The organism is Microbacterium sp. NPDC089188 (assembly GCF_040685155.1).
Classification (GTDB): Bacteria; Actinomycetota; Actinomycetes; order Actinomycetales; family Microbacteriaceae; genus Microbacterium; species Microbacterium galbum.
The window spans coordinates 562,949-577,428 of record NZ_JBFBHH010000003.1 but is presented as its reverse complement, the minus strand read 5'-3'; the positions used below and the strand labels follow the sequence as shown (position 1 = coordinate 577,428).

Annotated in this window: 14 protein-coding genes; all 14 read right to left on the bottom strand. The window is 71.3% G+C overall.

Annotated features, from left to right (window positions below; genetic code table 11):
• Positions 1 to 202 precede the first annotated feature (202 nt).
• The gene (locus AB0N80_RS12675; protein WP_315992974.1) at positions 203 to 1,126 is read right to left on the bottom strand and encodes an RluA family pseudouridine synthase; all 924 of its coding nucleotides are present in this window, start codon (positions 1,124 to 1,126) and stop codon (positions 203 to 205) included.
• Position 1,127: 1 nt separating this feature from the next.
• On the bottom strand, positions 1,128 to 1,712 hold the full coding sequence (gene lspA, locus AB0N80_RS12670) for a signal peptidase II (RefSeq protein ID WP_315992975.1): 585 nt from the start codon (positions 1,710 to 1,712) through the stop codon (positions 1,128 to 1,130).
• Positions 1,713 to 1,725: 13 nt separating this feature from the next.
• Positions 1,726 to 2,346 carry a DivIVA domain-containing protein gene (locus AB0N80_RS12665; RefSeq protein ID WP_315992976.1) on the bottom strand — a complete coding sequence of 207 codons (621 nt, stop codon included), beginning with the start codon at positions 2,344 to 2,346 and terminating at the stop codon, positions 1,726 to 1,728.
• Positions 2,347 to 2,479: 133 nt separating this feature from the next.
• Positions 2,480 to 2,782 carry a YggT family protein gene (locus AB0N80_RS12660; RefSeq protein ID WP_298875518.1) on the bottom strand — a complete coding sequence of 101 codons (303 nt, stop codon included), beginning with the start codon at positions 2,780 to 2,782 and terminating at the stop codon, positions 2,480 to 2,482.
• A 6-nt stretch (positions 2,783 to 2,788) separates the two neighbouring features.
• Positions 2,789 to 3,262 (bottom strand): cell division protein SepF, encoded by a 474-nt coding sequence (gene sepF, locus AB0N80_RS12655; RefSeq protein ID WP_363392409.1) that lies wholly within the window; start codon positions 3,260 to 3,262, stop codon positions 2,789 to 2,791.
• Positions 3,263 to 3,293: 31 nt separating this feature from the next.
• The gene (locus AB0N80_RS12650; RefSeq protein WP_315992978.1) at positions 3,294 to 3,977 is read right to left on the bottom strand and encodes a YggS family pyridoxal phosphate-dependent enzyme; all 684 of its coding nucleotides are present in this window, start codon (positions 3,975 to 3,977) and stop codon (positions 3,294 to 3,296) included.
• Between the two features lie 67 nt (positions 3,978 to 4,044).
• A complete protein-coding gene (ftsZ, locus tag AB0N80_RS12645) occupies positions 4,045 to 5,232 on the bottom strand; it encodes a cell division protein FtsZ (protein ID WP_076674902.1) in 1,188 nt (395 codons plus the stop codon).
• Positions 5,233 to 5,383: 151 nt separating this feature from the next.
• Positions 5,384 to 6,418 carry an FtsQ-type POTRA domain-containing protein gene (locus tag AB0N80_RS12640; protein WP_363578901.1) on the bottom strand — a complete coding sequence of 345 codons (1,035 nt, stop codon included), beginning with the start codon at positions 6,416 to 6,418 and terminating at the stop codon, positions 5,384 to 5,386.
• A gap of 2 nt (positions 6,419 to 6,420) precedes the next feature.
• Positions 6,421 to 7,833 carry a UDP-N-acetylmuramate--L-alanine ligase gene (gene murC / locus AB0N80_RS12635; RefSeq protein ID WP_315992980.1) on the bottom strand — a complete coding sequence of 471 codons (1,413 nt, stop codon included), beginning with the start codon at positions 7,831 to 7,833 and terminating at the stop codon, positions 6,421 to 6,423.
• Positions 7,834 to 7,990: 157 nt separating this feature from the next.
• The gene (locus tag AB0N80_RS12630) at positions 7,991 to 9,064 is read right to left on the bottom strand and encodes a UDP-N-acetylglucosamine--N-acetylmuramyl-(pentapeptide) pyrophosphoryl-undecaprenol N-acetylglucosamine transferase (protein WP_363392416.1); all 1,074 of its coding nucleotides are present in this window, start codon (positions 9,062 to 9,064) and stop codon (positions 7,991 to 7,993) included.
• 96 nt (positions 9,065 to 9,160) lie between these two features.
• Positions 9,161 to 10,417 carry a putative lipid II flippase FtsW gene (gene ftsW / locus AB0N80_RS12625; RefSeq protein ID WP_315992982.1) on the bottom strand — a complete coding sequence of 419 codons (1,257 nt, stop codon included), beginning with the start codon at positions 10,415 to 10,417 and terminating at the stop codon, positions 9,161 to 9,163.
• An 11-nt stretch (positions 10,418 to 10,428) separates the two neighbouring features.
• Positions 10,429 to 11,949 (bottom strand): UDP-N-acetylmuramoyl-L-alanine--D-glutamate ligase, encoded by a 1,521-nt coding sequence (gene murD, locus AB0N80_RS12620; RefSeq protein ID WP_363578947.1) that lies wholly within the window; start codon positions 11,947 to 11,949, stop codon positions 10,429 to 10,431.
• Positions 11,946 to 13,052, bottom strand: coding sequence for a phospho-N-acetylmuramoyl-pentapeptide-transferase (mraY, locus tag AB0N80_RS12615; RefSeq protein ID WP_315992983.1), 1,107 nt, complete (start codon positions 13,050 to 13,052; stop codon positions 11,946 to 11,948). Before mraY ends, murD begins: the two co-directional genes overlap by 4 nt.
• A complete protein-coding gene (murF, locus tag AB0N80_RS12610) occupies positions 13,049 to 14,461 on the bottom strand; it encodes a UDP-N-acetylmuramoyl-tripeptide--D-alanyl-D-alanine ligase (protein ID WP_363578900.1) in 1,413 nt (470 codons plus the stop codon). The genes mraY and murF overlap by 4 nt, the downstream gene beginning before the upstream one ends.
• Between the last annotated feature and the right edge of the window lie 19 nt (positions 14,462 to 14,480).

Sequence of the window (14,480 nt, the reverse complement as noted above, 5' to 3'; positions counted from 1 at the left end):
CCGGGATGTTCGGGGCGGACGCCCAGTCGACGGAGCCCTCCCGGGCGCGTCGCCGGCCGCGTGCGAGCGTGGGCGGCCGAGCAGGGCGACCGACCGTGTCGACGCGGGGGCGCGCCCCGCGTCGGCCGGGAGGCGGCACGAATCTCGCGAACGACGCCGGTTCCACGTGCGGGAGGTCACCGCCGCGCGCCGTCGCGCCGGGTCAGATGCCGTCGCCGAGGATCTCGAGGGCCCGTGCCAGGTCGTCCGGGTAGGGCGACTCGAACTCGACCCACTCCCCCGTTCCGGGATGCGTGAAGGCCAGTCGGTGCGCGTGCAGCCACTGACGTGTGAGCCCCAGGCGGGCCGAGAGCGTCGGGTCGGCGCCGTACAGCGGGTCGCCGGCGCACGGATGCCGGTGGGCGGCCATGTGCACGCGGATCTGGTGCGTGCGTCCGGTCTCGAGGTGGATCTCGAGGAGCGAGGCCCGCGGGAAGGCCTCGAGCGTCTCGTAATGCGTGACCGAGTCCTTGCCGTCGGGGGTCACGGCGAATTTCCACGAGTGGTGCGGGTGACGACCGATGGGCGCGTCGATGGTTCCGGCCAGAGGATCAGGATGCCCCTGGACGACGGCGTGGTAGATCTTGTCGACCTCGCGCTCCTTGAACGCGCTCTTCAGCAGCGTGTAGGCGCGCTCGGCCTTGGCCACGACCATGAGACCGCTCGTGCCGGCGTCGAGACGGTGGACGATCCCCCGCCGCTCGGGCGGGCCGCTCGTGGCGATCCGGAAACCCGCCGCGGCGAGGGCCCCGAGCACGGTGGGCCCTTCCCACCCGAGGGAGGGGTGGGCCGCCACGCCGGCCGGCTTGTCGACCACGACGATGTCGTCGTCGTCGTGCACGATGCCGAGGTCGGGGACGGCGACCGGCACGATCTCGGGTTCGCGCTTGGGCTCCCACTCCACACTCAGCCATGAGCCGGCGCGGAGGCGGTCGGAGCGTCCGGCGGCGCGGCCGTCGACGCTCACGCCCCCGGCGTCGGCGACCTCGGCGGCGAAGGTGCGGGAGAATCCCAGCATCTTGGCGAGAGCCTGGTCGATGCGCGTTCCGTCGAGCCCGTCGGGGACGGGGAGGCTGCGGGACTCCATGTCAGCGCGCGCCGGGGCCGGACGAGGCGTCGACGTCACCGGCGGCCGCCGCGTCGGCGGCGCGTGACGCGCGCGTCTCACGCGTGCCGTCGAGGCGGAGCCCGAACAGCACGAGGATCGCGACGGAGATCATCATCGACACGATGAAGACATCGGCGACGTTGTAGATCGCCGGCATCATCCAGGGCGTCGAGATGAAGTCGACGACGTGTCCGACCGGGAAGCCCGGCTCGCGGAGCAGGCGGTCGGTGAGATTGCCCAGCACCCCGCCGAGCAGCAGGCCGAGGACGACGGCCCACAGCCGCGAGCGCACGCGGCGGAGGGCGAGGAAGACGATGACGGCCGCGACGACCGCGAGAGCGATCGTGAACAGCCAGGTGACCCCTTCGCCGAGCGAGAACGCGGCGCCGGGGTTTCGGACGAGATAGAACTGCAGGGCGTCACCGAGCACCGGGACGACGCGCTCCGGAGGGAGGTTGTCGATGGCGACGGTCTTCGCCAACTGGTCGGCGGCCAGCACCACCACCGCGAGGATCGCGATGACGATGCCGGCCGCCGCCGGTCGCAGAGGAGGTCGACTGCGCAAAGAGTCTGTCGACTTACAGGCCGATCGCCGACACGGGCGTGGAGCCCGACGACGACGCGCTGGTGTCGAGGTCGCGGAGCTGACCCTCGATGTACGAACGCAGCTGCGAGCGGTAGTCGCGCTCGAAGTTGCGGAGCTCGGTGATACGGCCCTCGAGCGTCACGCGCTCCTTCTCGAGACGAGCGCGCTCCTCACGGCCCTTCTGCTCGGCCTCGGCGACGATGGACGCCGCCTGCGCCTGCGCCTCGCCGATGAGCTGGTCGCGCTGGGCCTTACCCTCGGCGACGTGCTCGTCGTGCAGACGCTGCGCGAGCTCGATGATGCCGGCGCTCTGCGCTGCCGGCTCGGCGTCGGACGCCACCGGGGCGGCCGGGGCCGGAGCGGGGGTCTCGACCGGAGCGGGCTCCTCGGCCTTGGGCTCCTCGGCGACGGGAGCGGCGACCGTGGCCGGAGCGGCCTCGCCGGACTCGAACGCGGCGAGCTTGGCCTTCAGCTCCTCGTTCTCGGCGATGGTCTTGCGCCACTCGACGACGATCTCGTCGAGGAAGTCGTCGACCTCGTCGGGGTCGAAGCCCTCCTTGAAGCGCACGTGCTGGAACTGCTTGGTGACGACGTCATCGGGGGTCAGTGCCATGGTGTTTCCTCTTTCGAGAGCTCTGATTCGGAACTGTTGGGGGTGTCGCACCGGGGCGTACCGCTTCGGAACAGCATAGCCGCCGCCCTCCGTCAGTGTCGAAGGGCACTGTCGAGAGGACGGCGGCGGGAGGTCACGCGGCCGCGAGGGACCGCGTCACGCTCAGCAGCATGAAGCAGACGAACATGACGATCGCGAATCCGAAATCGATCGCGATCCCCCCGATGCGCAGGGGTGGGATGATGCGGCGGACCAGCTTGATGGGCGGATCCGTCACGGTGTAGACGATCTCAGCCAACACGAGGGTGGCACCGCGCGGACGCCACTCCCGGTTGAACATCGGGATGTACTCGAGCACGAGGCGCGCGAGCAGCAGCACGATGTAGATGAACAGCAGCGCGCTGAGGATGGAGCCGACCAGGCTCAGGACGGCCACGATCGCTTACTGGGACGCGAACGGCGCAGCCTCGGGGTCGGCCTGCGCGATCGCACCGTCGCCGGAGACGGCGATGTTCTCGGGCGAGAGCAGGAAGACCTTGCTCGTCACCCGCTCGATGCGACCGTACAGCCCGAGCGAGAGTCCGCTCGCGAAGTCGATCAGGCGACGCGCGTCGGCGTCGCTCATCTGCGACAGGTTGATGATGACCGGGATGCCCTCGCGGAAGTTCTCCGCGATCGTCTGGGCGTCGCGGTACTGCTTGGGGTGCACCGTCAGGATCTCGCTGACGGGACCGGCCGAGGGCTGACGCACCACGGCGGGGCGGTGCAGCGGGGTCACCGGAGCGGCCTTCTCGACGGGAGCGGCGGCGGGTGCCGTCTGCTTGCGCGCGATGGGCTGCGGCGCCGTCTCCTCGTAGGTCTCTTCCTCATCGGCGAGGCCCAGGTACACCATCGTCTTCTTCAGCGGGTTCGACATCGCATCCTCCGTTCGATCGTCTGGTCCGAGGCTAGTCGCGCACGGGCCTCGGCCCCGTGATTGCCGAGCCGATCCGCAGGTGTGTCGCGCCCATCGCGATCGCTTCCGGGAAATCGCCCGTCATCCCTGCCGAGATCCACGCGGCATCCGAGACGACGGTGCGGACCGCGTCGGCCGACCGACGGAGCCGCTCGAAAGCGCGCGCGGGCTCCTCGTCGAGCGGAGCGACCGCCATGACCCCGCGCAGACGCAGACTCGGCAGACCGGCCACGTGCGTCGCCAGCGCCTCCACCCCCGCGGGGGCGACCCCTCCCCGGCCGGTGTCGTCGGTGAGGTTCACCTGCAACAGCACGTCGAGCGGCGCGTCGCCGCCGGCCGCATCGAGCGCGTCGGCGATGCGGTCGCGATCGACCGAGTGCACGGCATCCGCCGCCGCCCGGACGGCGCGGGCCTTGTTCGTCTGTGCCTGCCCGATGAAGTGCCAGGTCAGATCGGGGATGCCGGACAGCTCCGCGCGCTTCGCGGTGAGCTCCTGCTGCCGGTTCTCGCCCACGTCGCGCACCCCCAGGTCGTACAGGTCGACGACGAGGGATGCCGGGTGGAACTTCGTCACCACGATGCGGGTGATGCCGGCGGGATCGCGGTTCGCGGCGCGGGCTGCGTCGTGGATGCGCGCATCGACGGCGGCGAGCCGGTCGGCGAGGGCGGTGTCCATGGTGCTCCTTCGACGACGCGAGCGGGCCCGGTGGGGACCGGACCCGCTCGCGTTCGGGGACTGTCTCTTACTTCAGGAAGTCGGGCACGTCGAGGTCGTCGTCGGCGTAGCCGTTGTCGTAGGAGGTCTCGGGCACGCGCGCGGTCACCGGCGCGGGCTCGGGGCGACGCTCGGGAGCGCGCTCCGTGGCGGCCTTCTGCTCTTCGGCGGCGTCGAGGTCGCGGGCGACGTCGTCGGCGGGGATCACCGGGACGACGGGCGCCGAGGCCGGTCGCTGAGCGCCGACGGCGTCGATGCGCAGGGAGGGCTCTCCCCCGTCGAAGCCGGCCGCGATCACCGTGACGCGCACCTCGTCGCCGAGGGTGTCGTCGATGACCGTACCGAAGATGATGTTGGCCTCGGGGTGCGCGGCCTCCTTCACCAGTTGCGCAGCGTCGTTGATCTCGAAGATGCCGAGGTTCGATCCACCCTGGATCGACAGCAGCACGCCGTGGGCGCCCTCGATCGAGGCCTCCAGCAGCGGCGATTCCACCGCGAGCTCGGCGGCCTTGATCGCGCGATCGGCCCCCCTCGACGAGCCGATGCCCATGAGCGCGGAGCCGGCCCCCTGCATCACCGACTTGACGTCGGCGAAGTCGAGGTTGATGAGACCCGGGGTCGTGATGAGGTCGGTGATGCCCTGCACACCGGCGAGGAGCACCTGGTCGGCCGTGGCGAAGGCCTCGATCATCGAGATGCCGCGGTCGCTGATCTCGAGGAGGCGGTCGTTGGGGACGACGATGAGGGTGTCGACCTCTTCCTTCAGACGCCCGACGCCGGCCTCGGCCTGGCTCTGACGACGACGACCCTCGAACGAGAAGGGCTTGGTGACGACACCGATGGTCAGGGCGCCGATCGACTTGGCGATCTTGGCGACGACGGGGGCGCCGCCCGTACCCGTACCACCGCCCTCGCCTGCCGTGACGAAGACCATGTCGGCACCGCGCAGGGCCTCTTCGATCTCTTCCGCGTGGTCCTCGGCGGCGCGACGACCCACCTCGGGATCCGCACCGGCACCCAGGCCGCGCGTGAGCTCACGGCCCACGTCGAGCTTGACGTCGGCGTCGCTCATGAGCAGCGCCTGCGCGTCGGTGTTGATCGCGATGAACTCCACCCCGCGCAGGCCGAGCTCGATCATGCGGTTGACGGCGTTGACGCCGCCCCCGCCCACACCGACGACCTTGATCACGGCGAGGTAGTTCTGGTTGTGGCTCATGCCGGCCTCCGTTTGTCCCCGAACCCGAAACTCTAAACCTCATGTTGAGGGTTAAAGAATTGCCCGGTATGCAATTCCTTAGCTTGAAGGTAGGTCGCGCCGGGGGCACCGTCGGGCCGACACGCGGCGTGTTCCGTTATCGCGTCGAATATCAGCGGACGACGCCGGCCTCGGGCGAGGTGACGTCGTACTCCTTGGCACGATCGGGCGGGCTCTGCGTCATCAGACGGTCGAGCACGATCGCCTTCTCGGCAGACCGGTCGGCGCTCCCCCACACCACACGCGACCCCGTCGCGCCGAGCGTGAGCGTGACGTCATCGGGGGTGGATGCCGAGACGCCGGTGACCTGTGCGCGCACGGCGTCCGGCAGCGCGCGCATGACGCGGCCGGCCGCGTGGAACGCCGCCGACCCGGTGCCGCCGCTGATCTCGAGCAGGGGCTGACCCCCCGGCGCGTCGGGTGTGGTCGACAGTGCCACGCCCGCGGCATCCACCACGGTGAAGCCGGCCGGGGTCTGCAGGGCGCCGATCGGCGTGCGCTCGACGACGTTGACGACGAGGTCGTGCGGCGGTCGCGCCTCGAGCGTGTACGACTCCACGAGCGGGAAGCGCACGAGGGCGGCCTTCACCGCACTGTCGTCGACCATCGCCAGCGGCGTTCCGACCTGGGCGTTCAGAGCCTCGGCGACTGTGGCGGCGTCGAGCTGCGAGGTACCGACGACGTCGATGCGCTCGACGGCGAACAGCGGGCTGTAGGCCGCCCCGGCGGTGCCGAGCACCATCACGAGGAAGGCCGCGCCCACGCCGATCCAGACGCGGCGACGACGACGCTGCCGGACGGTGAAGCGTTTGACCTCGGCCGCCAGGGCGCGGCGCCGGGCGCGCGAGGCCCGCCACACGTCGCGCAGGCTCGTGCCCTCGGCATCCGTCGCCGCTTCCTCGCGAGCGGGCTTGCGGCCCGCATCCGGGATGTCGGCGGGGCGCACGAGCGGCAGCACCGGGGCGGTCTCGGACGCGGGATCGGGATGCCGGGACTCCGGCGCGCGTTCCCCGACGACGGTCGACGGCGCACGGCGGTCGTCGCGAGCCCCCTCGATCGGTTCCCGCAGGGCCCCGCCGTGGTTCCGGGCCGTGGCCGCGGCGCGCTCGGACTCCGGGGGCGGAGGCAGGGGCGAGGGCCGGCGCACGCTCAGACCGCCGGTGCCGTCGTGGTCGTGCGCGACAGGGCGTCGAGCACCTGCGGGATGATCTGGTAGACGTTGCCGCAGCCGAGGGTGATGACGTAGTCGCCGGGCCGGGCGATCTCGGCGGTGTAGTCGGCGGCGGCCTGCCAGTCGGGCACGTAGTGCACGTGCGCGGGGTCGGCGAACGCGCCGCTGACGAGCTCCCCGGTCACCCCGGGTACGGGGTCCTCGCGCGCGCCGTACACGTCGAGCATGACCGTGTGGTCGGCGTGCGACTCCAGCACCTCGGCGAACTCGCGGAACATCTCCTGCGTGCGCGAGTACGTGTGGGGCTGCTGGATCGCGATCAGGCGTCCCTCCCCCACGACCGTGCGCGCGGCCGACAGCGCGGCCGCCACCTCGGTCGGGTGGTGGGCGTAATCGTCGTAGACGCTGACGCCGCGCTCGACGCCGTGGAGCTCGAAGCGACGGACCGTGCCACCGAAGGCCTCGACCGCGCGCGCCGCGTCGGCGAGGGGATGACCCAGCACGCGCAGCACGGCCACGGCGCCCGCGGCGTTCACGGCGTTGTGGGCGCCGGGGACGCGCAGGCGCACCTCGACGCTCTCGTCGCCGGCGGTCAGCGTGAAGGCGACGGGCCCGTCCGTCCGGATGCCGCTGAGCCGCACGTCGGCGCTCTCGTCCTCGCCGAAGGTGACGACGTTCGCGTGCGTGATGCGCTCGCGGACGGCGCGGGCTCCGGGGTCGTCGGCCGAGATCACCACGGCCTCGCTCGCGGCATCCGCGAAACGGGCGAATGCGGCGTCGAACGCGTCGCGCGAACCGTAGTGGTCGAGGTGGTCGGGATCGACGTTGGTGATGAGGGCGACGGAGGTGTCGTAGAGCTCGAACGTGCCGTCGGACTCGTCGGCCTCGATCACGACGAGGTCGTCGGAGCCGGTGCCGCTCGAGGCGCCGAGATCGGCGATCACGCCGCCGTTGACGAACGTCGGGTCGAGCTCGAGGGCGCGCAGGGCGGTCACGATCATGCCGGTCGAGGTGGTCTTGCCGTGGGCCCCGGCGACCGAGACGAGACGGCGCCCCCCGATCAGCCAGTGCAGCGCCTGGGACCGGTGGATGACGTGCAGGCCGCGCTGCTTCGCGGTGACGAACTCGGGGTTCTCCGGCCAGATCGCCCCGGTGTGCACGACCGTGTCGGCGTCGCCGAGGTGCGCGGCGTCGTGACCGACGTGGACGGTGGCGCCGCGGGCGGCGAGGTCGCGGAGGGCCGCGCTGTCGGCCCGGTCGGAGCCGGAGACCCGGATGCCGCGGTCGAGGAACATGCGGGCGAGGCCGGACATGCCCGATCCCCCCACGCCGATGAAGTGCGCGGAGGTGATGGTCTCGGGGATGGGGAGGCTCAGGTCGGGTCTGATCATGGCGCTTGCGAGTTTACGTCGCCCTCCCTGCGCAACGGCCTCGCCGCGCTGGCGCGGACCCCGCTTCCGCACGGCCGGGGCGCCGTTGCCGCGGGGAGGGATGCCTCGGACGAGCGGCATCCCTCGTTCCCGTCGCGCCCGGCGCGAGACGCCGGGCTCAGCGGGCCAGGGCCTCGTCGATCATGGCGATGACGTTCTCGGTTCCCGTGCGGATGCCGGTGCGCGCGGCCGCGTCGCGCATGGCGGTGCGCCGCGCGTCGTCGGCGAGCAGCGGCACGACCTCGGCGCGCACCCGGTCGGGGGTGAATTCCGCGTCGGGGATGAGCAGCGCCGCCCCGGCGCGCACGGACGCGGCGGCGTTGAGGCTCTGCTCGCCGTTGCCGACCGCGTAGGGCACGTAGACGGCGGGGATGCCGAGCGCGTTGATCTCGCTCACGGTCGCCGCACCCGAGCGCGACACGACGAGATCGGCGAGGGCGAACGCGAGGTCCATGCGGTCGACGTACCGGACCACGGCGTAGCCCTCGGCACCCGGGTCGGCAAGGTCGGAGTTCTGTCCGGTGACGTGGAGCAGCTGCCACCCGGCGTCGAGCACATCGCGCCACGCGCCCTCGAACGCGGTGTTCAGCCGCAGCGCGCCGAGGGAGCCGCCGAAGACCAGCAGGGTCGGGCGGTCGGCGTCGAGGCCGAAGTGGGCGGCCGCCTCCGCGCGGAGGGCGGGAGCGTCGAGCTCGACGACCTCGCGACGCAGCGGCATCCCGACCTCGCGCGCCCCGCGGAGCGGCGTGCCGGCGAAGGCGACGCCCACTCCTGCGGCGGTGCGGGCGCCCAGGACGTTGGCGAGTCCCGGCTTGGCGTTGGCTTCGTGCACGACGAAGGGCACCCGCTCGCGGCGCGCGGCGATGTACGCGGGCGCCGCCGCGTAGCCGCCGAAGCCGACGACCGCGTCGACGCCGCGCTGGCGGATCATGCGGCGCACGTCGGCGACCGCGCGGAGGAAGCGGGCGGGGAAGACCGCGGCAGCGCGGTCGGGCCGCCGCGGGAAGGGGACCTTCGCGATGGTGAGCAGCTCGTACCCGCGCAACGGGACCAGGCGCGACTCGAGGCCCTCGCGGGTTCCGAGCACGAGCACGTCCGAGGCGGCGTCGCGCGCGCGCAGACCGTCGGCGACCGCGAGGAGGGGGTTCACGTGCCCGGCGGTACCGCCGCCGGCGAGGAGGTAAGTCGTCACCGTACGACCCTAGTCAGGTCGGGGGCACCGCCTCGCCGCGACCACTCGGGCCGGGTAGCGACGGGGCCGGATCCTCGACGTGTCGCCGTGTGCCCCTCAGCCGCGGCGGCCGGAACGTCGCGCCGGGGCGGCGCGGCGGTTCGAGCGGGACTCCACGACCTCGCGGTGGTCGGGGAGCGTGCGCGCGCACGACAGCAGCACACCGCACGCGATGAGCACCGACAGCAGAGACGTGCCACCCTGCGACATGAACGGCAGCGGGACGCCCAGCACCGGGAAGATGCGCAGCACCACGCCGATGTTCACCAGCGCCTGACCGACGATCCACAGGGTGATCGCGCCGGCGACGATGCGCACGAAGCTGTCGTCGGTCCGTCGGATGATGCGGAAGGCGCCGACGGCGAAGACCGCGAACAGCACGAGCACCACGATGCAGCCGACCAGGCCCAGCTCCTCGCCGATGATGGCGAAGATGTAGTCGTTGGCGGCCGCCGGGAGCCAGTCGTACTTCTCCTTCGAGTTGCCCAGGCCCAGTCCCAGCAGTCCCCCGCTGGCGAGCCCCCAGATCCCGTGCAGCGACTGGTAGCACGAGGTGTAGTAGCAGGAGGCGTCGTCGGGGTTGAACAGGCTCATGATGCGGGCCATGCGGTTCTCGCTGCCGACGGCCGACAGCAGCACCACCGCGATGGCCAGCACCGCCGGGACGATGAACATGCGCAGCTTGATACCGGCGAAGAACAGCGCCCCCAGCACCACGAGCACGAGGATCATCACCGTACCGAGGTCCTTGCCGCCCAGCACGGTTCCGATCACGAGCACCGAGACGGGGACGACGGGGATGAAGACGTGCTTCCACGAGGTCAGCAATCGCCGCTTGCGGTACAGCACCGCGCCCATCCACAGCGCGAGGGTGAGCTTGAGGAACTCGGCGGGCTGGAACTGGAAACCGGCGATCTGCACCCAGTTGCGGTTGCCGTACGAGGCGATGCCGAGGCCCGGGACGTAGACGAGCAGCTGGAACATGGTCGCCAGGATCAGCGCGGGCCACGCGATCTTCTTCCAGAAGCTCATGCGCGCCCGGCTCAGCACGAACATCAGCGGGATGCCGACGACCGCGAACACGCCCTGCTTGATGACGTGGTCGAAGGGGCTCTGCCCGCCGTCGAGGGCGGAGGTGGCCGACAGGACCATCACCAGACCGAACCCCGTCAGCAGCAGGGCCGCGGAGGCGATCAACAGGAACTCGCTCGCGACCGGGCGGAACGCCCGTCCGAGGGAGACGCGCGCGATGAGACCGCTGCGCTCGGGCTGCTCGTCCGGCGTCTGCCGTGGAGGGGGTGCCGTCGTGGTCACGCGTGGTCCCCTCAGTCGGTCGGTCGAGATGCTCCGTCGTCCTGGCCGGCGATCCACGCCCGCACCGCGTCGGCGAACCGGTCGCCGCGGTCGGAGTAGGACACGAATTGGTCGAAGGATGCCGCCGCGGGAGCCAGGAGAACCGTGTCTCCATCCCGGGCCACACCCGCGGCCAGTTCGACGACCTGCGCCATGACGTCTTCAGTCTCGGCGTGGTCGACCTCGAACAGCGGCACCGCGGGGGCGTGTCGCGCGAACGCCGCGATGATGTCGCCGCGCTCGGTGCCGATCACGATCACAGCGCGCACGGAGGCTCCGCGCGCACGCACGAGATCGGACAGGTCGACGCCCTTCAGGAGCCCGCCGACGACCCACACGGCGCCGGGATAGGCGGCCAGCGACGACGCCGCCGCGTGCGGGTTGGTCGCCTTGGAGTCGTCGACCCACGTCACGCCGGCGTGCGCGCCGACGACCTGGATGCGATGCGGGTCGAGGCGGAAGCGTTCGAGGGTGTCGAAGATGTGCGCCGGGGTGACGCCGAGGGATCGGGCCAGGGCGGATGCCGCGAGGATGTTGGCGACCATGTGCGGTGCCGCGAGTCCCCGAGCCGCCAGGTCGGTGACGGTCGTGAGCTCGAGGGCCGAGGTCGCGCGCTCTTCGAGGAAGGCCCGGTCCACCAGGATGCCGTCGACGACCCCGAGATCACTCGGTCCCGGCACGCCGAGGTCGAAGCCGATCGCACGGGCGCCCTCGACCACTTCGGCGTCTTCGACCATGCCGCGGGTGGCGAGGTCGGCCTTGTTGTACACGCAGGCCACGCGGGTGCGGGCGTAGACGCCGGCCTTGGCGTCGCGGTACGCGTCGGCGCCGCCGTGCCATTCGAGATGGTCGTCGGCGAGATTGAGGCACACCGCCGCGTGGGGCGAGAGCGCATCGGGGCCGGTCTGGAGGTTGAGGTACCAGAGCTGGTGGCTGGAGAGCTCGACCACGAGCGCGTCGAAGCCGCCCGGGTCGCGCACGGCATCGAGCACCGGGGTGCCGATGTTGCCCACGGGAGCTGCGCGCAGACCCGCCGTGACCAGCATCTCGGCGGTCAGGCGCGTGGTGGTGGTCTTTCCGTTCGTGCCGGTGATGAGCACCCAGTCGGCCGGTCGCCCGTCGGCTCGGACGACCTTGTCGCGCACGCGCCACGCCAGCTCCACGTCGCCCCACAGGGCGATGCCCTGTTCCTGCGTCCAGCGGATCAGGGGGTGGTGCGGCGGGAAGCCCGGGGAGGCGATGACCACCTCGGGCGCGAAGGCGCTCAGCTCGGCCGGGACCGCGTCGAGCGGCCCCTCGTGCAGGCGCACGCCCAGGACCGGCAGGAGGCGACCGTACTCGGCATCCGCCCGTTCGGTCACCACGAGCACCTCGGCGCCCAACTCGGAGAGGGTGTCGGCGACGGAGAACCCCGTCACCGACAGGCCCAGCACGGCAACGCGCAGGCCCTTCCAGTCGGCGTGCCAGCTGGTGAGGGAGGAGAGGTCGGTCATACGCGTGCGAGCCATTCGACGTAGAAGAATCCGATGCCCGAGACGGCGAGCAGGCCCGCGATGATCCACATGCGCACGACGATGGTGACCTCGGGCCACCCCCGCATCTCGAGGTGATGGTGCAAGGGGCTCATGAGGAAGAGCCTCTTGCCCTTGGTGATCTTGAAGTAGGCCCGCTGGAGGATCACCGAGCCCGACGCGATCACGTAGACGCCCGCGATGAGCACGAGCAGCAGCTCGGTGCGGGTGAAGATCGCCAGCGCCGCGATGACGCCGCCGATGGCCATCGACCCGCAGTCGCCCATGAAGACCTTGGCCTTCGGGGCGTTCCACCACAGGAACCCGACGAGCGCCCCCACGAAGGAGGCCGACACGATGGCGAGGTCGAACGGGTCGCGCACGGCGTAGCATCCGGCCTGCACGGTCGGATCGAGCACGTCGGCGCACATCTGCTTGTTCTGCCAGAAGGCCATGAGGCTGTACGCGCCGACGACGAAGATGCCCGAGCCCGCGGCGAGGCCGTCGAGTCCATCGGCGACGTTGACCGAGTTGGATGCCGCGGTGCCGATGAGCGAGATCCACGCGAGGTAGAGCAGCCAGCCGAGGACCGGGCCCAGCGCGAACAGCGAGAGCACCTGGATGTCGCGGAAGACGGAGATGTACTCCGACGCGGCCGTCTGACCGAACGTGTTCGGGAAGTTCAACGCGACGATCGCGAAGGGCACCACGACCAGCACCTGGCCGAGGATCTTGCGCCACCCCGACAGGCCGAGGCTGTTCTGGTGGCGCACCTTCATGTAGTCGTCGATGAAGCCCACGACGCCGAAGCCGAGCATGAGCCACAGCACGAGAAGCCCGGAGACGGTGGGCGGGTTGTTGCCGGCGTAGGAGCCGATGAAGTAGCCCACGATCGTGCCGGAGATGAAGATCGTGCCACCCATGGTGGGCGTGCCGCGTTTGGCGCCGTGCGAGGGGTTGTGCACGTTCTCGGGCGTGCGGATGACCTGGCCCCAGCCCCACTTGCGGAACCACCGCAGGAACACCGGGGTGAGGAAGAGGGTGAAGGCGAGCGAGATCGCCGCCGACGTCAGAAGTGATCTCACGCGAACAGCTCCCCGAGTCGATCGCCGAGGTGGCGCAGCCCCGCCGAGTTGGACGACTTCACCAGGACGCGGTCGCCGTCGCGCAGCTCGGTCGAGAGGTAGTCGTACGCGGCGTCGGCGTCGGCGAAGAAGACGGCCTCGCCGTCCCACGACCCCTGCGCGATCGCCTCGAGGTACATGCGGCGCGCCTCGGGACCGATGACGACGATCCGCTGGATGCGCAGGCGCACGGCGAGAAGACCGACCCGGTCGTGCTCCTCGTCGGCGTACTCCCCCAGCTCGCTCATCGCGCCGAGGACGGCGACGGTGCGTTCGTCGGGGCCGGTGATCTGCGCGAGGGTGCGCAGCGCCGCGGACATCGAGTCGGGGCTGGCGTTGTAGGCGTCGTTGATGATGCGCACCCGGTCGGAGCCCATCGGCTGCATGCGCCAGCGCTCCGCGATCTCGAGCGTCTCCACGCGCGCGATCGCGTCGGCCGCCGAGACGCCCAGGGCGGTGGCGGCGGCGATCGCGGCGAGGGCGTTCATGACGTGGTGCTCGCCGAGCACCCGCAGGGTGAGGGTGTGCGCCTGTCCGTCGACCACGAGATCGGCCCGGGTCCCCGATGCCGTGACCTCGACGTCGAGGGCGCGCACGACGGCCCGCTCGCCGCGGCCGAACCACCGGACATCCTGCCCGCGCTCGCGCGCGATCGGCTCCATCGCCGCGACGCGCGGGTCGTCGGCGTTGAGCACGGCGAGCCCGCCCTCCCGGGTGGCCGTCACGAGCTCGCTCTTGGCGTGGAACGTCGACTCGATGCCGCCGAACCCGCCCGCGTGGGCCATGCCGACCATGAGGACGACGCCGATGTCGGGGGTCACCAGGCCCGCGAGCCGCGCGATCGCACCGGGGGCGCTCGCGCCGAACTCGCTGACGAGGAAACGGGTGTCGTCCTCGACGCGCAGCATCGTCAGCGGAGCGCCGACCTCGTTGTTGAACGACGCACGCGGGGCGACGGTGGGGCCCTCGTCCTCGAGGATGCGCGCGAGCATGTTCTTGGTCGTCGTCTTGCCGTTCGATCCGGTGATGCCCACGATCTTCAGAGCGCCGGCGGCGCGGACCCGGGCGACGTTGTCGCGCGCGAGGGCGGCGAGGGCCTCGATGACGTCGTCGACGACGACCTGGCTCACCTCCTCGGCGAGCTCGCGTTCCACGATCGCCAGAGCGGCGCCCCTCTCGATCGCCGTGCCGACGAAGAGGTGCCCGTCGGTCGTCTCCCCGGGCTTGGCGACGAAGATCCCGCCGGGCTCGATGAGGCGCGAATCGGTGTCGACCGGACCGGAGACGGTCGTGTCGGGGGTGTCGTCGCGGCGGAGCACGAGGCGCCCGCCGAGCACGCCGGCGAGGTGGGAGAGGCTGGTGGAGATCATTGCTGTGCGGACGCCCTTT